The organism is Aliarcobacter thereius LMG 24486 (assembly GCF_004214815.1).
GTDB classification, from domain to species: domain Bacteria; phylum Campylobacterota; class Campylobacteria; order Campylobacterales; family Arcobacteraceae; genus Aliarcobacter; species Aliarcobacter thereius.
This window is the reverse complement of the sequence record NZ_CP035926.1, coordinates 25,015-47,640: the sequence shown is the minus strand read 5'-3', so window position 1 is coordinate 47,640 and position 22,626 is coordinate 25,015. Positions and strand designations below refer to the sequence as shown.

The 22,626-nt window shown below is 27.8% G+C and carries 21 protein-coding genes; 11 read left to right on the top strand and 10 right to left on the bottom strand.

Annotated elements, in window-relative coordinates; translation table 11 throughout:
- Window positions 1-5 precede the first annotated feature (5 nt).
- The 6 genes from ATH_RS00230 to ATH_RS00205 all read left to right on the top strand — a co-directional run bounded on the left by ATH_RS00230 (window position 6) and on the right by ATH_RS00205 (window position 5,474).
- Entirely contained in the window at window positions 6-965 is a 960-nt protein-coding gene (locus tag ATH_RS00230) for a KpsF/GutQ family sugar-phosphate isomerase (RefSeq protein WP_066182148.1), read from the top strand.
- Window positions 962-1,789, top strand: coding sequence for a pseudouridine synthase (locus tag ATH_RS00225; protein WP_066182145.1), 828 nt, complete (start codon window positions 962-964; stop codon window positions 1,787-1,789). The genes ATH_RS00230 and ATH_RS00225 overlap by 4 nt, the downstream gene beginning before the upstream one ends.
- Window positions 1,770-2,963 carry a replication-associated recombination protein A gene (locus tag ATH_RS00220; RefSeq protein ID WP_066182139.1) on the top strand — a complete coding sequence of 398 codons (1,194 nt, stop codon included), beginning with the start codon at window positions 1,770-1,772 and terminating at the stop codon, window positions 2,961-2,963. The genes ATH_RS00225 and ATH_RS00220 overlap by 20 nt, the downstream gene beginning before the upstream one ends.
- Window positions 2,964-3,476 (top strand): protoporphyrinogen oxidase HemJ, encoded by a 513-nt coding sequence (gene hemJ / locus ATH_RS00215; RefSeq protein WP_066182136.1) that lies wholly within the window; start codon window positions 2,964-2,966, stop codon window positions 3,474-3,476.
- Window positions 3,473-4,873: a PhoH family protein gene (locus ATH_RS00210; RefSeq protein ID WP_066390014.1), complete on the top strand. Its 1,401-nt coding sequence runs from the start codon at window positions 3,473-3,475 to the stop codon at window positions 4,871-4,873. The genes hemJ and ATH_RS00210 overlap by 4 nt, the downstream gene beginning before the upstream one ends.
- 70 nt (window positions 4,874-4,943) lie before the next feature.
- Window positions 4,944-5,474, top strand: a complete 531-nt coding sequence (locus ATH_RS00205) for a hypothetical protein (RefSeq protein ID WP_066185316.1) — start codon at window positions 4,944-4,946, stop codon at window positions 5,472-5,474.
- A 39-nt stretch (window positions 5,475-5,513) separates the two neighbouring features.
- Here ATH_RS00205 and ATH_RS00200 read toward each other — a convergent pair whose 3' ends face one another.
- The 6 genes from ATH_RS00200 to accB all read right to left on the bottom strand — a co-directional run bounded on the left by ATH_RS00200 (window position 5,514) and on the right by accB (window position 13,308).
- On the bottom strand, window positions 5,514-7,106 hold the full coding sequence (locus ATH_RS00200; RefSeq protein WP_066182126.1) for an asparagine synthetase B family protein: 1,593 nt from the start codon (window positions 7,104-7,106) through the stop codon (window positions 5,514-5,516).
- Entirely contained in the window at window positions 7,103-8,014 is a 912-nt protein-coding gene (locus ATH_RS00195) for an AEC family transporter (protein ID WP_228140953.1), read from the bottom strand. The genes ATH_RS00200 and ATH_RS00195 overlap by 4 nt, the downstream gene beginning before the upstream one ends.
- Before the next feature lie 31 nt (window positions 8,015-8,045).
- Complete coding sequence (locus ATH_RS00190) at window positions 8,046-9,629, bottom strand: inorganic phosphate transporter (RefSeq protein ID WP_066182120.1); 1,584 nt, start codon at window positions 9,627-9,629, stop codon at window positions 8,046-8,048.
- A 109-nt stretch (window positions 9,630-9,738) separates the two neighbouring features.
- A complete protein-coding gene (locus ATH_RS00185; protein WP_066182117.1) occupies window positions 9,739-11,253 on the bottom strand; it encodes a DEAD/DEAH box helicase in 1,515 nt (504 codons plus the stop codon).
- Between the two features lie 213 nt (window positions 11,254-11,466).
- Window positions 11,467-12,819: an acetyl-CoA carboxylase biotin carboxylase subunit gene (locus ATH_RS00180; RefSeq protein ID WP_066182114.1), complete on the bottom strand. Its 1,353-nt coding sequence runs from the start codon at window positions 12,817-12,819 to the stop codon at window positions 11,467-11,469.
- A gap of 9 nt (window positions 12,820-12,828) precedes the next feature.
- Window positions 12,829-13,308 carry an acetyl-CoA carboxylase biotin carboxyl carrier protein gene (gene accB / locus ATH_RS00175; RefSeq protein WP_066182110.1) on the bottom strand — a complete coding sequence of 160 codons (480 nt, stop codon included), beginning with the start codon at window positions 13,306-13,308 and terminating at the stop codon, window positions 12,829-12,831.
- A gap of 134 nt (window positions 13,309-13,442) precedes the next feature.
- Between accB and ATH_RS00170 the strand changes: the two genes are divergently transcribed.
- From ATH_RS00170 to ATH_RS00150, 5 genes are read left to right on the top strand one after another with little or no spacing between them, the layout of a single operon-like run.
- Window positions 13,443-13,877: a deoxycytidylate deaminase gene (locus ATH_RS00170; protein ID WP_066182108.1), complete on the top strand. Its 435-nt coding sequence runs from the start codon at window positions 13,443-13,445 to the stop codon at window positions 13,875-13,877.
- Window positions 13,878-13,929: 52 nt separating this feature from the next.
- The gene (locus ATH_RS00165) at window positions 13,930-14,754 is read left to right on the top strand and encodes a peptidylprolyl isomerase (protein WP_066182104.1); all 825 of its coding nucleotides are present in this window, start codon (window positions 13,930-13,932) and stop codon (window positions 14,752-14,754) included.
- Window positions 14,755-14,773: 19 nt separating this feature from the next.
- Window positions 14,774-16,201, top strand: a complete 1,428-nt coding sequence (gatB, locus tag ATH_RS00160; protein WP_066183227.1) for an Asp-tRNA(Asn)/Glu-tRNA(Gln) amidotransferase subunit GatB — start codon at window positions 14,774-14,776, stop codon at window positions 16,199-16,201.
- On the top strand, window positions 16,198-17,094 hold the full coding sequence (locus ATH_RS00155; protein WP_066182101.1) for an NAD(P)H-dependent glycerol-3-phosphate dehydrogenase: 897 nt from the start codon (window positions 16,198-16,200) through the stop codon (window positions 17,092-17,094). Before gatB ends, ATH_RS00155 begins: the two co-directional genes overlap by 4 nt.
- Before the next feature lie 9 nt (window positions 17,095-17,103).
- Window positions 17,104-18,084 (top strand): YhdH/YhfP family quinone oxidoreductase, encoded by a 981-nt coding sequence (locus ATH_RS00150; protein ID WP_066182098.1) that lies wholly within the window; start codon window positions 17,104-17,106, stop codon window positions 18,082-18,084.
- A gap of 2 nt (window positions 18,085-18,086) precedes the next feature.
- On the opposite strand, the gene ATH_RS00145 is transcribed toward ATH_RS00150, so the two are convergent.
- The 4 genes from ATH_RS00145 to ATH_RS00130 are packed head-to-tail and all read right to left on the bottom strand — an operon-like array spanning window position 18,087 to window position 22,621.
- The gene (locus ATH_RS00145; RefSeq protein ID WP_167542993.1) at window positions 18,087-18,596 is read right to left on the bottom strand and encodes a hypothetical protein; all 510 of its coding nucleotides are present in this window, start codon (window positions 18,594-18,596) and stop codon (window positions 18,087-18,089) included.
- Between the two features lie 57 nt (window positions 18,597-18,653).
- Window positions 18,654-19,178, bottom strand: a complete 525-nt coding sequence (locus ATH_RS00140) for a hypothetical protein (RefSeq protein ID WP_066182097.1) — start codon at window positions 19,176-19,178, stop codon at window positions 18,654-18,656.
- 6 nt (window positions 19,179-19,184) lie between these two features.
- A complete protein-coding gene (locus ATH_RS00135; protein ID WP_066179254.1) occupies window positions 19,185-20,207 on the bottom strand; it encodes a ribonucleotide-diphosphate reductase subunit beta in 1,023 nt (340 codons plus the stop codon).
- A 29-nt stretch (window positions 20,208-20,236) separates the two neighbouring features.
- Window positions 20,237-22,621: a ribonucleoside-diphosphate reductase subunit alpha gene (locus ATH_RS00130; RefSeq protein ID WP_066179256.1), complete on the bottom strand. Its 2,385-nt coding sequence runs from the start codon at window positions 22,619-22,621 to the stop codon at window positions 20,237-20,239.
- Window positions 22,622-22,626: the final 5 nt, after the last annotated feature.

Here is a 22,626-nt window from a genome sequence, read left to right as displayed (position 1 = left end):
TAATTATGAACTATAAAAATATAGTTAAAGAAGTTTTAAAGATTGAAGCTGATGAGCTATTAAAGTGTGCTGATAGTTTTGATTTTGATATAGAAAAAGCTGTTGATTTAATTGTTAATTCAAAAGGTAAATTGATTGTTACAGGTGTTGGAAAGTCTGGGCTTGTTGGAGCAAAAATTGCTGCTACACTTGCAAGTACAGGTACTAGCTCTTTTTTCTTACATCCAACAGAAGCTATGCATGGTGATTTAGGAATGATTGGTAAAGATGATGTTGTTCTTGCTATCTCTTATAGTGGTGAGAGTGATGAGTTAGTTCAAATTCTTCCTCATATAAAAAGATTCAATATTCCAATGATTGCAATGGCAAAAAACCCAGATTCAACACTAGCAAAATATGCAGATTATTTTTTAAATATTGCAGTATCGAAAGAAGCTTGTCCTTTAGATACTGCCCCAACATCTTCTACAACATTAACAATGGCTATGGGTGATGCTCTTGCTGTTTGTTTAATGAAGAAAAGAGATTTCAAGAAAGAAGATTTTGCTTCTTTCCATCCAGGTGGAAGTTTAGGTAAAAAACTTTTTGTAAAGGTTTCTGATCTTTTAAGAGTAGATAATCTTCCTATTGTTTCACGTGAAACCAAACTAAAAGATGCAATTATAACTATGAGTGCTGGAAGAGTAGGTACTGTTATAATTTGTGATAATAGTAAAGTTTTAGGTGTTCTAAGTGATGGAGATTTAAGAAGATCTCTTATGGATAATGATTTTTCAATAGATTGTAAAGTTGAAGATATTGCAAATATGAATCCTAAAACATTTAATGATGACAATCTTTTAGCAAGTGATGCTTTACAAATAATTGAAAACCACAAAATTCAATTATTGATTATTACTGATAAAGATAATAAATTAAAAGGTTTATTACATATTCATGATTTAATTGAAGCAGGAATTAAATGAAAAAAGATATAAAAACTACTAAAAGAGCTACAAAAGTAGAGGAACTTACAAGATTAAATAAGTTTATTTCTCATAATAGTAACTATTCAAGAAGAGAAGCTGATACATTAATTGCTGAAGGTAAAGTACGAGTAAACAATAAAATTGTTACAGATATGGCAACAAAAGTATCAAATTCAGACAAAGTTGAAATTGGTAAAAAGATTATCAAAGAAGACAAAGAGAGAATGTATACAGTTATTGTTTATAATAAACCAAAAGGTGAAATTGTAAGTAAATCTGATCCTCAAGCTAGAAAGACAATCTATGATGGTTTAGAGAGCCGTTATAAGCACTTTATGAGTGTTGGAAGACTTGACTTTGCAAGTGAAGGATTATTGCTTTTAAGTGATAGTGTTGAAGTTGTAAACTCTTTAATGCATTCAAACCTTGAAAGAGTTTATAAAATTAAAGTAAATGGCTTTATAAGTCCTAAAGTTGAACAAGCTATGCAACAAGGAATTGAGATTGAAGATGCAACAAAAGGTGCATTTAAAGGTACTAAAATAAAATCAATGTCATTCTCTCCTTTTTTAGCTTATGATATACAAACAAATGGTGAAAAGACTTCAAAAATCAAAGTAGTGATTAATGAAGGTAAGAATAGAGAACTTAGAAGATTTTTTGCTCATTTTGGTCTAAATGTAATGGATTTAAAAAGAGTAGAGTATGGTGGAATTAGTCTAAATAATCTACCAACAGGAAAATCAAGATTTCTTACAAAAGAGGAGTATAAAAACTTACGAATCTTTTTAAATGAAGAAAATGATAGACTTATCAAATAAATATAGACCTCAAACTTTAGAAGAGTTTGTTGGTCAAACTCATATTATTGGGAAAGATAAAGCACTTTATAAATTAATTAAACAAAAAGAGATTCCTCATCTATTTTTTTATGGGAAACCAGGAACTGGGAAAACAACTCTTGCAAAAATTATAGCAAAAGAGTTAGCTAGTGATTACTATTACTTTAATGCAACTACAATAAAAGTTGAAGATTTAAGAAAGGTATTTGATAGATACAAAGATAGTTTTATTAAACCTTTAATTTTTATAGATGAAGTACATAGATTATCTAAAAATCAACAAGAAGTTTTATTACCAATTATGGAGTCTTATAGTGTAAAGATAATTGGTGCAAGTACAGAAAATCCTTTTTTTACTTTAACATCAGCAATAAGATCAAGATCTTTTACATATGAATTCCTTGCTTTTACATACAATGATATGGAAAGAATTCTTTTAAAAGTTGAACAAGACTTCAATATAATTCTTGATAAAGAAGTAAAAGATTACTTGATATACTCTAGTTCAGGTGACGCAAGAGCAATGCTTACACTATTAAACTTTGCATATAAAGTTGATAAAAATATATCTTTAAATGTTTTAAAAGAGTTAAGAGCAAATGTAATTGGAGATGGTGTTTCATCATCTTCAACTCACTATGATTTGGCAAGTGCTATGATAAAATCAATTCGTGGAAGTGATATTGATGCAGCACTTTATTATATGTCAAGACTTATTGAAGGTGGAGAGAGCGTTGATTTTATTACAAGAAGATTAGTAATTCTTTCTAGCGAAGATATTGGAAATGCAAATCCAAATGCACTTAATCTTGCAACAAGTACAATGCTAGCTTGTAACAAAATAGGATATCCTGAAGCCAGAATAATTTTAGCTCAATGTGTTATTTATCTAGCTTCTTCTCCTAAATCAAATTCAAGCTATAAAGCTATAAATAAAGCTATAAAAACTATTAAAGATGGAAATATACTTGATATACCAAAACATCTTGATTCTTTACATATTGCTTATAAATATCCTCATGATTTCGGTGGTTATGTTAATCAAGAGTATTTAAAAGAAGATTTAAATCTTTACCAAACACTTGAAATAGGTTTTGAAAAAACTTTAAATGAATGGATAAATAAAATTAAAGGAAATAATAAAGGAGAATAAATGGAATATTATACTTGGGTACTTTCATTTCACATAGTAGCAGTTTTATCTTGGATGGCAATGCTTTTTTATCTACCAAGATTATTTGTTTATCATATTGAGAATATTGATAAAAAAGAGTTTGTAGATATTGTAACAGTTCAAGAAAGTAAGATTTATAAGTTTATTGGTCATCCAGCTATGTGGTTTACAATTTTTAGTGGTATAACAATGATTTATTTAAATCCAGCACTTCTTTCTCAAGACTGGTTTCATGCAAAACTCTTAATGCTAGTTTTTCTTATCGCTTACTCTTTTTCATTAAACTATTATAGAAAGCAACTTGCGAATGGGAAATGCAAAAAAAGTGGTAAGTTTTTTAGAATGTATAACGAACAACCAACCCTTTTAGCGATATTAATTGTTACATATGTGATTACTAAAAACTTTTCACTACTATTTACAATAATAATGATATTGTTCTTTTCATTTATTTCATATATGATTTTAAAAACAAAAAAGGATAAATCTTGAGTTTTGAAAAATACTATCTACTAGATACAAATATTCTTCTTGAAAATGCAAATAATATATTTAGATTAAGTGATGATGGTAAAAATCTTATAATTCTTCCAGAAACTGTTCTAGATGAGCTTGACAACAAAAAAAGTGGTTTTGATGAGATAAATTTTCAAGCAAGAGAGTTTGCAAGGCTTTTAGAAAATTCAAATATCATTAGCACAAATACTTTCTCTGATAAAAAGATAATTAGACTAAATCTAATAAATAATCAAAATACAATTATTGATATAATTTCAAAAGAAGATTATAGGGTTAAAAGCAAAGATACATCGTTAAATATCTTAAATGATAGAAAAATACTTGAAATTGCTAGTGAAATTGAAGAGTACTATAAAAAGAAAATTATCTTTATTTCTATGGATATTATGGCAAGAACTAGAGCTTTAAGTATTGATTTAAAAACTGATGCACTTCATGGTAAAGATAGTATAGATTTTGATTTTAACTTTATAAAGAATATTGAAATAAACTTTAAAGAGATTGAGTTTATAGATAATCAAGATATTTCAAACTTTGATAAAGAGCATAAAGCAAATGAATACTCTTATTGTTTTAAAGTAAAATATTCTGACCAAATTATTTTAGCTTCTATTCAAAATAAAAAGATTAAAGTTCTAGATGAAGAAGAGATAAGAAATCAAATAATAACTCCTTTAAATAAAGAGCAACTATTTTTTGCAAATGCAATAATAAGCCACTTTTATAATGTCCTAATAGTAGAAGCAAAAGCAGGAAGTGGAAAAACACTTTTAGCTTTAAGTGGAGCTTTAAAACTTGTAAAACAAAAGTTTTATGGAAAAATCATATATATTAGAAACTCTATTGAATCTTTAGACAAAGGTGAAGATGTTGGTTATCTTCCAGGACTTGAAGAGAAGTTTAGAATATATAATCACCCTTTAATGGATAGTTTAGAATATATTATAAGAAGTGAGCATAAAAGAAAAAGGTCTAAAAGAGTTGATTCAAATTATACTCCTTTGGAAGAGAGTGAAATACAAGCTAGAGTTGAACAACTGATTTCAAATTATGGAATAGAAACTATGTGGGTGGGAGAGATGAGAGGAAGAACACTCACAAATAGTTTTATAATAATTGATGAAGCACAAAATATGTCAAATAAAACTATGCAAATGGTTTTATCAAGAGTTGATAATAGTTGTAAAGTTGTAATTTTAGGTTCAAATAAGCAAATAGATAACTTCTATGTAAATAAATATACAAATTCTCTAACAACACTTTTGAAATCTACTAAAAGAGATAATGATTTTGTAAATCTTTTTGCAATAAAACTTGAAAAAGTTTTAAGAGGTCCAATAACTGAGTGGGCTGAAAATATATTTTCATAAAAAACTATTCATCTTCAATAATAAATTAAATGTGATATAATGTGTATTATAACTTGTAAAGGAATACACAATGTCACTAATCCAATACACTTCAAATGAGATGTTTTCTGCGACAGATCTCGTAAGAAAGAATAAATTAATCTTTGATAAAATTCAATCAAAAGAGATAGAAAAAGCTATCATATTAAGAGATGGAAAACCTGCAATGATTCTTATTGATTTTATTGAATATGAAAAAATCATGAAAGATTATATTAGCTTAAAGTCTAAATCAGAAAATAAAGAAATCATAGAAACAAACTCTTTTAAAGAAGAAAAAGATATTACAAAAACTATAGAAACAGATATCAATTTAAATGAAATGATAGAAGATACAAAATCTGCAATATTAAGCTCAATTTCTGATGATAAAATATCTGAAGAAGATTATCTAAAAGCTATGGAAGCAATAAAAAGCTTAAGTCTTAACTCTGATTTATCAAAACCATCTTCACATAGTAATACTGATGCAAAAGATAGTTGTATTGAAATAAAAACTATTGAAGAGAGCTTTGAAGAAGAGAAATCTCCTCAAAAACTAAAAGATTTCTGGGATAAATAAAAAGATTTTAAAATGTTTCCCGTGAAACATTTTAAAAAATCAATTCAAATATTCTTTTTTGTACCACAAAGAAAAAACAAATAATGAATATAAATGTTGCTTAAACTTTCCATCTAAAGATAATCCATATATATGTTTTAAATACTCTTCATTAAAGAATTTTGTCTCTTTATTTACATTTAAAATAGTTTCTATAATCAATTTTCCAAACTCTTCATGTATCCACTCATTAAAAGGGGAATTAAAACCTTTTTTTGTACGTAATATTAAATCTTTTGGAATATATTTTTCTGCTATTTTTTTTAAAAGATACTTATTTGTATCACCTTTTTTTATACTATTATCAATAGAAAATGCAAAATCTAATATTGAATTATCTAAAAAAGGTGTATGTATCTCAAGATTATTAAGTTTTGAAATATTATAAACTTTTGTCAAAACTGGATTAGCAACCCAAAGTTTAATATCTATATAGCTCATCCAATCAATAGGATCTTTTTTTGCTTTTTCTAATTTAAAAGTAGGGACATTTACAAATAATCGTCTTTTTTGGATATCATTAAAAACTTCTCCAAAAGAGTTATAAATATTTTGATCTTTTACTACTCTTCTTAAATATTCACTCTCCTTTGTATTATTTTGTAAAGCACTTATAATTTCATTTAGAAATAAACTTTGCTCAGAAGATAAAGAATCTTTAAATTTATAATATTCTAAATATTTTGAATAAGAGTTATATCCAAGAAAGAGTTCATCAGCACCTTCTCCTGATAAAAGTTTAGTAATACCAAGTTCTTTAAAACTCTTTAACAATATGTTCAAAGGAATTGATGCACTATCTGCATGTGGTTCATCAAATGAGTTTAAAGTAGAATAAAAGTTATCAATATATGTTTTTTTATCAATAATTACTTCATAATGATTTGAATTAATATGATTTGAGAGTTTTTTTGCAAATCTTAATTCACAATAGTTTTTATAATCTTCATAACCAACACTAAAAGTGTCAATTTTCTTCCCTGATATTTTAGTATAAATAGAAGATATTAAAGAGCTATCAATACCGCCACTTAAAAGAGTTCCTGATAGTTTATTTAGCCTTTTTCCAATAGAATCATATAAAAGCTCTTCAAGAGTAGCTAAAGCTTGTTTCTCATCATTTATAGCTTTATATGTATTTATTTTATGATATTTTCTTATATTAAGTTTGGAATCACTAAAAACAAGGTAACTTGCTTCTTCTAATTTAAATATATCTTTATAAAAACTATCTTCTCCAAATGTTGATAAATATTGCATATATTTACTAAGAGCAATTTTATTAAATATTAAAGAGCTTTTAAACTCATTATTCAACTCTTTAATTGATGTTGAGAAATAGAGTTTATCTTCATAAATAGCATAAAATAGTGGAATATTTCCAAACCTATCTCTAGCAAGAAAATACTCTTTTTTATAACTATCATAAATAGTAAAAGCAAATATTCCATCAAGTTTTTTTACAAATGCTTCACCATATTTTATGAAAAAATCTTTTATAAGTTGATGTTCATCTTCGTACCCAAAATGAGATAAATTATATATTTCACCTTCAAAATATATTTCTAAATTATCAAAAACTACTTTTTTCATACTATTTTAAAAAGATAATTTAGAATTTCAATATAAAAATGCAATAAAACAATAAATACAAAACTTGAAACCAATATTGTTGCTGCAACTAAACTAGGTTTTGTAGAGTAAAGAACAGAGAAATTAACATTATTTACAGCTAAAGGCATCAAAAGTTGCATAACAATAATTGATGATATAAAAGAGTTAAAATTTGTAAAGAATACGATAAGTATTATTCCAATAATTGGAAGTAATATATGCTTTACAAAACTTATTTGAAGTGATAAATTCCAATCAATAGTTTTAAGTCTTACACTATATAAATATGCTCCAAAAATGATTAATTGTAGTGTTAATGAACTATATGCACCCATTTGTAAAGTAAACTCAAGATTATCTGGTATTTTAAAACCAAAATAGTTGTATAAAAGAGCAAAAAAGGCAAACCAAATAACAGGTATTTTAAATATTGACTTTAATGAATCTTTAAAACTATATTTTTCTCTAGCAAAAAAATATATACTTACTGTATACATAAAAAATATATTTGCAATATTCATAATACTTGTATAAGGAACACTTTGTTCTCCAAATAGAGCAATTCCAAGTGGAATACCTAAATTACCTGTATTTCCTACCAAAGCTGTTGCTAAAAATATATTTTCATCTGATTTTACATTGAATACAAATTTCGAATATAGAAGCATTAAAAAAAGTGTAAGCATCATACAAAAAAGAAAAAATAGTGGAGAAACTAAAAAATCATAATTTATTGGTTCTTTTGTTAATCCCCAGAAAATCATAATTGGTTGTAATATATAAAGTGAGATAAGAACCAGTGATTTCTCATCTAGTTCTAATTTAAATTTTCGTTTAGCTAAAAATCCTAAAAGGATAAAAAAGTATATTGGTAAAACACTTAATATAGCTTCTATTATTTATCCTTTTATTAATAGCTTATACGGCTACAATACCTTTTATCATATAATATATTCCAGCTGCTAATAAAGCTGATGCAGGAACTGTAATAAGCCAAGCAGCAATTATCTTTTTAACTGCATCTCTTTTTACATATTTTGCACCTTTTGCTTGTTTAAAGTCTTTTTTCTCTTGTTTAACTTTAGCTTCAATTTCATCAATTCTTTTAAACAAATCAACAATTTTTATATAAGTTGATTTATTTTTCTCTTTTACTGCTTCAAGTTTAAAAAGATCTTCTTGAGCTTTTTCTAGCTCTTTTTTATGTTTTTTAAATTTTTCTCTAATATCTTGAACAAAATTCTTTTCAGTCATATCAAGTGCTTCTCTTAAAAAACCAACTCCAAATACACCCCCAATAGCTATATGAGTTGAAGAAACAGGAAGTCCCAATTGACTTGCAAGAATAACAGTTACAGCAGTAGCCATTGCAATAGAAAAAGCTCTCATTTGATCAAGTTCAGTTATCTCACTACCAACAGTTTTGATTAATCTTGGTCCATACAAAACAAGTCCAATAACAATTCCAATTGCACCAACAAACATAATCCAAAGTGGCACATGTGCTTTTACACTCGTACCTTCATGTAAAATTGCATCATTAATAGCTGCAAGTGGTCCAATAGCATTTGAAACATCATTTGCACCATGAGCAAATGATAATAAAGCAGCTGCAAAAATTAAAGCAGGTGTGAATAGTGTATTAACACTTACTCTATCATTTGTTAAAGAACTTAGTTTACTCTCTATATGTTTTTTAATTAAAAAGAAAGATGCAATTGCAAAAGGAATACTAATTAAAGATGCAGTAAAAAAGCTTACATGTATTAGCTGTCTTAATCCTTTTAGTAATAAATAAGTTGTAAATGCCCAAGTCATAATAGCAATTAAAATTGGAACAATTTTATGTGCACTTTCAAGCATATTTTCTTTATATACAATCTGTTTTTTTATGAAATATAAAAAACTAGCAGCAACAATCCCACCTAAAAGTGGTGATATAACCCAAGAAGAAGCAATTTCTGCTAAACTCCCCCAATTTAAAATAGCAATTCCAACACTTGCGATTCCAGCTCCAATAACTCCTCCAACAATAGCATGAGTTGTTGAAACAGGTGCTCCAATTGAAGTAGCAAAGTTTAACCAAACTGCACCAGCAAGAAGTCCAGCTGTCATAGCCCAGATAAATGAATCTTTGTTTTCAATAAGATTAATATCTATAATACCACTTTTAATTGTATTAACAACATCTCCACCAGCTATAATAGCACCTGCACTCTCAAAAATTGCAGCAATAATAATAGCTCCTGTAAGAGTAAGTGCTTTAGCACCAACAGCAGGTCCAACATTATTTGCAACATCATTAGCACCAATATTTAAAGCCATATAAGCTCCAAAAATTGCTCCAATAATCAGAAAAGTATTGTCAGGTACTTTACCATGAGAAGAATATGTCCAAAGAAAAACTGCTAATAAAAATAGCAAAGAGAAAGAGAGTTTAGCAAAACTAGAGAGAGATTTTTCGGTGGCGGTTTCAATGGTTTTTATTGTTTTCATATCCATTTTTATGTTCCTTATGTAATAATGATTGGAATTATAATCCAAATTATCTTATTTATATATTAGCTTTATTGAAATCTATTTATTTGAATTTGAAAGTAAGAAAGAGAGTTTAATCTCTCTTTCTTGGTCTTTGAGTTCTAGGTCTTGAAGAGCTCTCTCTTTCAGGTCTTGAATCACTTGTTCTTCTATCAGAACCTCTGCTATCTCTTCTTCCTGAGCTACTTCTAGTATTACTTCTTCTACCATCGTTTCTTCCACCTCTTCTGTTTCTGAAACCACCTTTTGAATCATTTATTGATTTACTTAATATCTCTGCAATTCTTTTAAGATCTGATTCACTTTTCCCAATATTATTATTACCTTTTACATAAGTTTTTGAAGATAATATTGATGCAAGTTTAAATGCTATTGTAGAAATATCAAACTCTTCACTTAAACTTTCAACTATTGCTATTGCATGATCTTTTACTTCTTGTTCAACAATACTTTGTTTAAGTTCATCTATTTTCTTCTCTTTTACTGTACTTATATTTGGAACAACTTTTGATTCAAGTTTTGAACCTATTGTTTGTTCAATTCGTTGAAGAGTTTTAAACTCATGTGGAGTTACAATTGATATTGCCATTCCATCTTTTCCAGCTCGTCCTGTTCTTCCAATTCTATGAACATAAGATTCACCATCAAAAGGAAGATGATAATTAAATACGTGAGTTACATCATTTACATCAAGTCCTCGTGCAGCTACATCTGTTGCTATTAAAACTTCAAGTCTTGATGTTTTAAATGCTTTTATAGCTTCCTCTCTTTGTTTTTGTTCCATATCCCCATGTAAAGCTTTTGCCATAAAACCTTGAGATATTAAAAATGTAGATAATCTATCAACATCTTTTTTTGTTCTACAAAATATAATAGATTTTTTCGGATTTTTATAATCAAAAAGTCTGATTAACGCATCATCTCTTTCTCTTTCATCAACCACATAAAAAGTTTGTGTAATATTTTTATTTGTTACATCTGATTTTGTGATAGTTACAAATTCTGGCTCTTTTAAAATTGTTTTTGCAAGATTTTTAATAGCTGTTGGCATTGTCGCAGAAAAAAGTAGTGTTTGTCTAGTTTCTGGCATATATGTAAAAATCTCTTTAATATCATCCAAAAACCCCATATCTAGCATTTCATCTGCTTCATCTAGTATAATAAAACTTGGTTTTACATCAATTTTTTCACTTCTTAGAAGATCTAAAAATCTTCCTGGAGTTGCAACAATAATATTAGCACTTTCTATAAGTTTTAATTGTCTTGAATATGATTGTCCACCATAAACTGTTGCTGTATTTATTCCTAAATATTTACCAAATTTATAAAGTTCATCTGAAACTTGCATAGCAAGTTCTCTTGTAGGAACAATAACTAAAGCTTCAACTGCCTTATTTCCTAATTTATTTAAAATTGGTAATCCAAATGCTGCTGTTTTTCCTGTACCTGTGTGAGCTTGACCAACAATATCTTTACCTTCTAAAATATGTGGAATTGCTTCAACTTGAATTGGACTTGGTTCTGTAAAACCAACTTCACTAATTGCTTTTTTTAAATTTTCTTTAAAATTAAAATCGTTAAAAGTCACTTTTCTTATCCTTAAGTATATATATAAAATATACACTCTTATATTAAAAAACCTTCCTGTATTGGATAATCAAATATATAAAATATGAATTTATTAGTTTAAAATTACTAAATCATAAAAAAGATAGGCATATAAATGTGTATAAATTGGCGGATTCTATCTAAGTTTTAATTAAGTTTTGCTTTAAGAGAGTAAATCTCTTATAGCAAATATTTAAATACTATCAAGACCTTTATAGTTTTCAAGGTATTTAGTATCGTAGTTATTATCAATGAAATCTTGATTTTGCATCATTTTTTTGTGAAATGGAATATTTGTTTTAATTCCCTCAACTTCAAACTCATTTAGAGCTCTTTTCATAATATTAATTGCTTTATTTCTATCTCTTCCCCAAACAATTAGTTTCCCAATCATTGAATCATAGTGTGGTGGTACGATATAATTTGTATAAATATGTGAATCAACTCTTACATTTCTTCCACCAGGAACCATCCATTGTGTGATTTTCCCTGGACAAGGTAAGAAAGTATTTGGATCTTCAGCTGTAATTCTACACTCAATTGCATGACCTCTAAATTTTATACTATCTTGAGCAGGTAACTCTTCACCTTCAGCTACCTTAATCATCCATTCAACAATATCAAGTCCTGATACCATTTCTGAAACTGGATGCTCAACTTGAAGTCTTGTATTCATCTCCATAAAATAAACATTTTGTTGATCATCTGCTAAGAATTCAAATGTTCCAGCACCTTCATATTTAAGATATTTAGTAGCTTGTACAGCTGTTTCAAGAAGTTTTGTTCTTGTCTCATCATTTAATAAAATAGCAGGTGATTCTTCAATTACTTTTTGGTGTCTTCTTTGTAAAGAACAATCTCTTTCACCAATATGAATTGCATTTCCATGAGAATCTCCAAGAACTTGTACTTCAATATGTCTTGGATTATTGATAAATCTTTCAAGATACATTGTTCCATCTCCAAAAGCCGCTAAAGCTTCACTAGAAGCTGCTAAGTATTGATGATCAAAGTCTCTTTCTTCTTTAATAAGTCTCATTCCTCTTCCACCACCACCAGCACTCGCTTTTGCCATGATTGGATAACCTATCTCTCTTGCTACTTTTTTACCCTCATCAAGAGTTCTTACAGCACCTTTACTTCCAGGAACAACTGGAACTCCAGCTTTTATCATCTCTTCTTTTGCTTTTGATTTATCAGCCATTTTTTCCATAACCTCAGAAGATGGTCCAATAAATTTAATATTATGAAGTTTACAAATTTCAACAAAATCTTGATTTTCAGATAAAAAACCATATCCAGGGAAAATTGCATCACAACCTGTCATTTCAGCTGCAGTTATAATTGCAGGAATATTCAAATATGATTCACTTGATTTTGCTCCACCAATACAAACAGCTTCATCAGCATGTTTTAAATAAGAAGCATTTTTATCTCCAGCACTATATATTGCAACAGATTTTTTTCCCATTTCCCTAATTGTTCTAATTGCTCTTTGAACAATTTCTCCTCTATTTGCAATTAAAATCTTTTTAATTTCTGCCATATTTATCTCTTATATTTTTTCAACAACAAAAATTGGCATATCATATTCAACAGGAGAACCATTTTGAACTAAAATATCTACAATTTTACAATCATATTCTGCTTCAACTTCATTCATAATTTTCATAGCTTCTAAAATACAAAGAACTTGCCCTTTTCTAATAGTATCTCCTATACCACAAAATGACGGTGCATCTGGAGATGGAGATGAGTAATATGTTCCAACCATTGGAGAATTAATTGTAGTTCCACTTACTTGATTATTTGATTTTTCTTCATTAACATTAAGCACTGGAGTTGCTACACTTGCTTGAGCAATTTGAGTAACAGGTGCTGAAACTTGAGCCATTGGAGAAGTTGCTACTGTTGTAACTCCACTTTCAAAACCTCTTTGCATAGAAATCTCAAATTCTGCTTCTTTAATTCTAAGCTTATTTAACTCACTTTTGTCAAAAACTCTAATAAGCTCTTTTATATCTTTAAAATCCATTTCGTACCTTTAATTTAAAAAATTTCGTAAATAATAGCAAAATATTTCTAATTTATTATGTTTTATTGTCAAAAATAAGCTTTTTTTAAGAAAAATAGCTAAAATAACGAAATTTTTTAATTTTAGGAAAATATATGATAGATGACAAAACTTTTATAAATATTGCAAAAGAGATAGCAAAATCTTCAAAATGTGTATCAAAGCAAGTTGGAGCAGTTATAGTAAAAGATGGAAGAATTTTATCAACAGGATACAATGGAACACCATCTGGATTTCAAAACTGTTGTGACTTTTGGAACAATGAATATACAAAAGATCATCACGAATGGTCAAAAACATATGAAATTCATGCTGAAATGAATGCAATAATTTGGGCAGCAAGAAAAGGAATAGCAATAGAAGATGCAACAATATATGTAACTTTGGAACCTTGTAGTGATTGTTCAAAAAATTTAATTGCAAGTGGTATCAAAAGAATAGTTTATGATAAATCTTATGAACATACAAACTCTAATGTTGTATCAAAATTTTTAAAAGACAATGGAGTGATTATAGAACAGATTGCTTAACTCTTAAGTAATTTTTGTTAAAATAAACCTTTATTTTAAAAGGAAAAGATAGATGAACAAAATTTTACCAATTATTTTTTTACTTTTCTATACTCTAAATGCAAATACTGTAAATGGTATTGCAGTAATTGTAAATGAAGATCCAATTACTCTATATGATATAAAAGAAGATATGAAAAAAAGAGGTGTAGATGAAAATAGTTCTGTGTCTTATTTAATAGACAAATTACTATTTGAACAATTAGTAAAAGAAAATAGTATAAGTGTTGATATATTTGAGATAGAAGATTATATTAAAAATCTTGCAGATTCAAATGGAATGGATATTTATAGTTTTAAATCTATAATTAAACAGAAATATCAAGATTATTCAAAATTTGAAGAAGATGTTAAAGATAGTGTTATTAGACAAAAATTAATTAAAAAATTAGTTCGTGGGCAACTTGCAATTGCAACAGATGAAGATTTAAAATTATATTATGAAAAAAATATTCAAAATTATCAAACAGCAGAGTATTTTAATGTTACACAATACACTTCAACAAATAAAGAACTTTTGATTGAAAAAATTTCAAATCCAATGAAAGTAATAAATGGTATTCAAAGTAATAGTACAAGAATTCCTAGCAAAGATATTCACGCTCAATTACAATATGTTCTTACAACAACAGATGTAAACTCTTTTACTCCAATTTTTGTTGCAAACAATCAATTTGTAACTCTATATATAAATAAAAAAGAGGGGAATGTTGCTTTAAACTTTGAAGCAGTAAAAAGTAAAATATTTGGTGAAATAATGGAACAAAGAGAAAAAGTTTTTTTGGAAAATCAATTTGAAAAACAAAAATTAAAAGCAGATATAAAAGTAATAAGATAAGGATAAAAATATGTCAAAAATGTTTGAAACAGTAATAGGTTTAGAAGTTCACGTTCAATTAAATACAAATAGCAAACTATTTTGCTCTTGTGCAACTAGTTTTGGAGAAGAAGCAAATAGTAATACTTGTCCAACATGTTTAGCTCTTCCAGGTGGTTTACCAGTTTTAAACAAAGAAGCTGTTTCAAAAGCAATTATGCTAGGAACTGCTTTAAAATCTAAAATCAACAAACACTCAATTTTTGATAGAAAAAATTATTTTTATCCAGATTTACCAACTGGTTATCAAATATCTCAATTAAGTGTTCCTGTTGTTGGTCTTGGTGAATTAACTATTGATTTTGCAGATGGTTCTAGCAAAACAATTGGAGTAACAAGGGCTCACTTAGAAAATGATGCTGGAAAAAACATTCACTCAAATAACTACTCTTTAGTTGATTTAAATAGAGCAGGTACTCCACTTCTTGAAATTGTTAGTGAACCTGATATGAGAAGTGCTGAAGAGGCTATTTTATATCTTAAAAAACTTCACTCAATTGTAAGATATATTGGAATTAGTGATGCAAATATGCAAGAAGGTAGTTTTAGATGTGACGTGAATGTATCAATTAGACCAAAAGGTGATACAAAGTTTTATACAAGATGTGAAATCAAAAATATGAACTCATTTAGATTTATTGAAAAAGCTATTGCTTATGAAGTAAATAGACAAATTGAAGCTTGGGAAGATGGTGTTTATGAAGATACAATTGTTCAAGAAACAAGACTTTTTGATACAAGTAGTGGAGAAACAAGATCTATGAGAGGAAAAGAAGATGCAGCTGATTATAGATATTTTCCAGATCCTGATTTACTTCCTTTAATTATTAGTGATGAAATGATTGAGAAATACTCAAAAATTCCAGAACTTCCAGATGAGAAAAAAGAGAGATTTGTAAAAGAGTATGCTCTTAAAGATTATGATGCTTCAGTTATTACAGCTTCATTAGAGATGGCAAACTATTTTGATGAGATGATGAGCGAAGGAATAAGTTCAAAAAATGCTACAACTTGGCTAACAGTTGAATTACAAGGAAGATTAAAAGAGGGAGTTACTATTGAGCAATCACCAATTGATGCAAAAACTTTAGCAACAATTGTAAAAAGAATAGAAGATAGTACAATATCAGGAAAAGCAGCTAAAGAAGTTTTAGATTATTTAATATTAAATAATAGCTCAGATGTTGATAGCACTATTGATAAACTTGGATTAAAACAAGTTAGTGATGATGGAGCTTTATTAAAAATTATTGATGATATTTTAGCTACAAATGAAGATAAAGTAGCAGAATATAAAGCTGGAAAAGAGAAAATGTTTGCATTTTTTGTTGGTCAAACAATGAAAGCAAGTAAAGGTAGTGCAAATCCAAATAAAGTAAGCGAATTACTAAAAGAGAGATTATCTTGAGAAAAGGACAAATTGCTGTAATAGGTGCAGGAAAATGGGGACAAGCTCTTCATTTTGCACTTAGTTTTAAGCAAGAGTGTTTTATAAGTTCTAGAACAAAAAAAGATATTAAGAATTTTGTTGATCTAGAATATGCATTATCTTGTGAATATCTAGTGATTGCAATTCCTGCTCAAGAAATAAGAGCATGGCTAAAAGAAAACTTCAAATTTAATAATCAAAAAGTATTAGTTGCAAGTAAAGGCATTGAAGCAAGTAGTGGAGAGTTTTTAAATGATATCTATGCAAATTTTATACCAGATAAGAATATTGGATTCATATCTGGTCCATCTTTTGCAGCTGAAGTTATAAAAGCTCTCCCTTGTGCATTGGTTTTAAACTCAAAATCAAAAGATATTTATGATGAATTTAGTAAGTTTTTTCCAGATTTTATAAAAACATATTATAGTAAAGATGTAATTGGAGCTGAAATTGCGGGAGCATATAAAAATGTTTTAGCAATAGCAAGTGGAATTTGTGAAGGTTTAAATCTTGGCAAAAATGCTCAAGCTTCATTAATAGCTCGTGGTTTGGTTGAAATGCAAAGATTTGGAAAACATTTTAAAGCAAAAAAAGCTACTTTTTTAGGACTTAGTGGAGCAGGTGATCTTTTCTTAACTGCAAATTCAACTATGAGTAGAAATTATCGTGTTGGTCTTGGTTTAGCTCAAGGTAAAAGCTTAAAACTAATTTTAGAAGAGTTAAAAGAGGTAGCAGAAGGTGTTCAAACTGCGACTGCTATTGAAAAGCTATCTAATAAGTATAAAATATATACTCCAATTGCAAAGGAAGTTAAACTAATTTTAGATGGGAAGAATCCTAAAGATAGTTTAAAAGATTTAATAAAAAACTAAGGAGCATATATGAAAGCTTTTGTTGTAGAAAAAGATTCAAAAGGAAATTTTATATCTGGAATAAAAGAGATTGATGCTCCAATTTGTGAAGAAAATGAAGTTATAATAAAAGCAACTTACTCTTCATTAAACTATAAAGATGCTCTTAGTTCTATTGGAAATAGCGGAGTTACAAAAGTTTTTCCACATATTACTGGAATTGATGTATCTGGTACTATATTTCAATCAAAGTCTAAAGATTTTAAAATTAAAGATAGAGTTACAGTCACTGGTTATGATTTTGGAATGAATACAAATGGTGGTCACTGCGAGTATGTAAAAGTACCATCAGAATGGTTAGTAAGAACTCCTGAAAATTTAAGTGATAAAGAGATTATGAGTTATGGAACAGCTGGTTTAACTGCTGCATTAGCAATTGATGAATTACTAAATAATGGATTATCTCCAAATGATGGTGAAGTATTAGTAAGTGGTGCAAGTGGTGGGGTAAGTTCTTTAGCAATATCGATATTAAATAAACTTGGCTTTAATATTGTTGCTTTATCTTCAAATTCAAATAAAATTGATTATTTAAAAGGTCTTGGAGTAAATGAAGTTATATTAAATGAAGATTTTCTAAAAGATAAAAATAAAGCTCTTTTAAAAGAGAGATATTCAACTGTTATAGATAGTGTTGGTGGAGATATTTTATCTTGTGCATTAAAACAATTAAAATATAATGGTATAGCCACTTGCTTTGGTCTTACATATTCAAATGAATTAAATACAAATATTTTTCCATTTATTCTAAGAGGTATAAAACTTATTGGAATAGATAGTGTAGAATGTAATTTAGAGAAAAAACAAAAAGCTTGGAATAATTTAGCAACAAAATATAAAATTGATAATATAGACTATATCACTAAAGAGATAAATTTAGAAAAGATAAAAGATGTATTAAAAAGTATGCTAGAAGGTAAAACTAGTGGGAGATATTTAGTAAAGATATAGAATTATATCTTACTATCTTCCTTATTTTCACTTACATCTTCTGGCTCTTTGTTCTCTTCATCTATAAGCTTTTGACTATAATTTGTCTCTCTTCCTGTTTTAAGAATCTTTGCTTGTTCAAGCCATTGATTCTCTTTAATGTATCCTGTAATTCCTAAAAAATTTTCAACCCATTCACAGTTTTTGCTTGTCCAAAAAGCAATTTGATCATATTGATAAACACCTAAATCATATAATCTAGCTTCAAGTTCCTCATCAATACCTTTTATCTTTGTAAATTTATCTTTTCTTGATGATGAGCTAAGAAGTGATGGTTTAAAATCCAAAGAGGCATTTTTATTAAATATTGGATTTATTCTTACTTTTTTCTCTTCAAAGATATCTTTATTTTTTGAACCAGATACAGATTTAAATCTTTTCTTCTGACTTTTACCAATTATAAATCCAACTATAATCCCTATTAATAACACTAAAATAGGCTTTGAAGCCATAAATTCAAAAAACTCTAACACTATTTCCCCCAATAATAATATAAACTATTTGTAATCTAAAAAAGTTATTATATTATACTAATTAAATTCTAAAGTATCAATATCTACTAAAAAATAGTTGCTATCTAGTTTATTCTCAATCAACTTCACAAGATTTGAATATCTATTATTTACAAGTGTTCCTTCAAAAATTGCAAAGTCATTTTTAACAACTATTTTAGAACCATTTTCCATATTATTTTTAAGAAAATTAATTACTTCATAAATATCATTTATAATATTTTGATTTAATCTACTATTTTCATCTATTTTAATATCTTTGCTTAGGTTTATATTTAAAGCCTCTTGTAAAGCATTTAAAGTATTATAACTACTAAAGTTACCACTTATTAAGAGTAAGTTATTGGCTTTTTCTATTGTGTAATTTGAGAAATTATAGAAGTTTTTATCAAAAATGATTTGAACCAAACTTGTACTCTCTTTTATCTCTATTTTTTCTATGGAGTCATCAAAATACTCTTTATAATCAAAGCTTATTATTGCAATAACATTTAATGAAAAAGCAAATGCTATTATTAAAAGTATTTTTGAAATATTTGACATTATCTACTAGAAATCATCAAAATCTATACTACCTTTTGAGTAGTTTACAACATTTCCTTCAAAGAAATTTGTTCTTTGATCATTAAAACTAGCATATCCGTCAACCCAAGGAATTGGATGTTTTGATCCATATTCAGCTTTATATCCAACAGCTTCTAATCTTCTATCCGCTAAATATTCAATATATTGTCTAATTATTCCATCTGTAAATCCTAAAATTTGTCCTTGAGTAATATAAGCACCCCAAGATGATTCTAAATCAACAGCTTTTCTAAACATTTTTCTTACTTTTTCTTCTAATTCTGCTGTAAAAAGATCTGGTCTTTCTTTTCTTACACTATTTATCATATTTTGGAATAATAAAAGGTGTGTAACTTCATCTCTTTGAATAAATCTAATCATCTGAGAACTTCCTAGCATCTTTCCTGATTTACCAAGAGCATATATAGCAGCAAATCCAGCATAGAAATATAATCCTTCTAGTATTTGATTAGCAAACATAGCTAAAAGAAGTTTCTCATCAGTTAGCTCTCCATTTGCTAAATCTTCATAAACACCTGCTATATAAGTATTTTTTTCTTTTAATTTTGCATCTTTTTTCCACATATCATAGATTAAATCTGTATTATCAGAAATTGATTCAACCATAACAGCATATGATTTACTATGATTTGCCTCTTCGTAAGATTGTCTTGAAAGACAAGCATTTATTTCAGGAGCAGTAATATATGGATTAATATTATCCATTAGATTATTTGTTTGTAAAGAATCCATAAAAATAAGCTGACTTAAAACTAAGTCATACATTCTTTTTTCAGCTTCAGTTAGATACATATAATCTTTTGCATCTTGTGTCATTTGCACTTCTCTTGGAAACCATGTATTAGCTTCCATCATATCCCAAAGTCTTAATGCCCACTCATATTTTAATCTAGTGAAATTTATCATTCCATCAGAGTCTCCACCAAAAACTCTTCTTTCATTTAAACTCTCTTTTGATTCTGGGTTATATATAGTTTTTCTTTGCAATTTTCTCTCCTAAAATATTTACTTTCTTCTTATTGACAACCAGCACACTCCATGCTTCTATCTTCTATATCATTTTTAGCTTCTGGACTTTGGCTTCTTAAATAATATGTTGATTTAAGACCAAGTTTCCATGCTAAAGTATAAATTTCATGAAGATATCTTCCACTTGCTTTATCTAAGCTCATAAAGATATTTGTACTTTGTCCTTGGTCTATCCATTTTTGTCTTATTGATGCAGCTTTAATTAATTGTAACTGGTCAATTTCAAATGCTGGTGTATAATATTCCCAAGTTTCTGGACTTAATCTTGGTACAACAACTGGAATTAATCCACTTAAATTCTCTTCAAACCACTTTCTTTTATAAACTGGTTCAATAGCTTGTGTTGTTCCAACTAAAATAGATATTGATGATGTTGGAGCAATAGCCATAAGGTAACCATTTCTCATACCATCTTTTTTAACTTTTTCTCTTAAATAATTCCAATCACAAGAGCTATCAAATAGATCTTTTTCTACAAGTGCATTTACAGCTTGTGGAGTATTATCATGAGGCATTATACCTTTAGACCAATTTGAACCAGCAAAAGTTGGGTAAGAACCTTTTTCTTGTGCTAAATTAGAACTTGAAAGAATAGCATTGTATGATATTGCTTCCATAACTTCATCTATTTTTTTAAAGTGTTCACTACTTCCCCAAGATAGCTTATAATTTGCTATCATCTCTGCTTCACCCATAACTCCAAGACCAATACTTCTTGTTTTTAAATTTGTAGCTTTTACTTTTCTAAGTGGATAAAAGTTTAAATCAATAACATTATCAAGCATATTTATAGCAATTGGTGTTACTCTTTTTATATCTTCAAATGTATTAATTCTTGAAAGGTTTATAGAAGCTAGATTACAAACTGCTGTATCTCCATCTATCTTCTCTTTTTCAACTATAAAGATTTTTTTACCATTTATACTATCTAAAGCTGTTACTTTATTTGCTTTTTTAGTAATTCCACCATCTACAATAATTAAATCCTCTTCTTCAAAAGTTTTTATTGTTCCATCTTCAAACTCTAATTTTATTTTATAATGATTTGGATTTGTGTTTTGGAATATTTCTGTACAAAGATTTGAACTTCTAATATGCCCTGTATGTGGATTTGGATTAGCTCTATTTGCTGTGTCTTTAAAACATAAAAATGGACTACCACTTTCAAAATAAGAAGTTAAAATCTTTTTCCATAAATCTTTTGCTTTTATTCTATTCTTTGTAATAGAATCATTATTTTCATAAGCAATATATTTATCTTCAAACTCTTTTCCAAAGCATTCACTTAAATCTTTTACTTCAGCTGGATCAAACAAAGTCCAATAAGAATCATCTAAAACTCTTTGCATAAACAAATCACTTATCCAAAGTGCAGGGAATAAATCGTGTGCTCTTCTTCTTTCTTCACCACTATTTTTCTTTAAATCAATAAAATCTGTTATATCCATATGCCAAGGTTCAAGATATACAGCAATTGCTCCTTTTCTTGTCCCTAATTGATCAACAGCAATAGCAATATCGTTTGTAATTTTTAAAAATGGAACAGTACCACCAGCTGCACTTTTATGTCCATCAATAGAACCACCTAAAGATCTTATTTTATTCCAATCCCAACCAATACCACCACCATATTTAGATAGAAGTGACATCTCTTTATATCCATCAAAAATACCTTCAATATTATCAGGGCTTGACCCAATATAGCAAGAAGACAATTGATGTCTATTTGTTCTTGCATTTGAAAGTGTTGGAGTTGCAAGCATTACTTCAAACTTAGAGATTACATCATAAAACTCTTTTGCTTTATTTTGTTTATCCTTCTCATCTTGTGCTAAAAACATAGCTATTGCCATAAACATCTGTTGTGGCAACTCTATTGGTTCACCTTTAGAGTTTTTTAGTAGATATCTATCATATAAAGTTTTTATACCTAAATAATTAAAAAGATAATCTCTTTCTGGTTTTATATATTTATTTAAATCATCTACATCATATCCATTTGATAAAGATGGAACTATTCTTCCAGCTTTTATTCCATAATCTATATAATCAGATAATTCTCTATAAGCTTCACCTTTTATTCCGTGAGTTGCTATTCCAACTCTATGATACAAATCATATAAAAAAAGTCTAGCTGCAACAAAAGTCCAATTTGGAACATCAATATCTATTTTTTCAACAGCAGTTTTAATTAAAGCATCTTGAATATCACTACTTTTCATACCATCAATAAATTTAATTTGGGAATCAAGTTCTAATTCACTTTGAGAAACTCCATCTAAATCTTTTGTAGCTTCAATAGTCATTTTTTGTATTTTAGTAATATCTAATATCTCTTTTCTACCATTTCTTTTTAAAATCATAATTGCCATAAGTA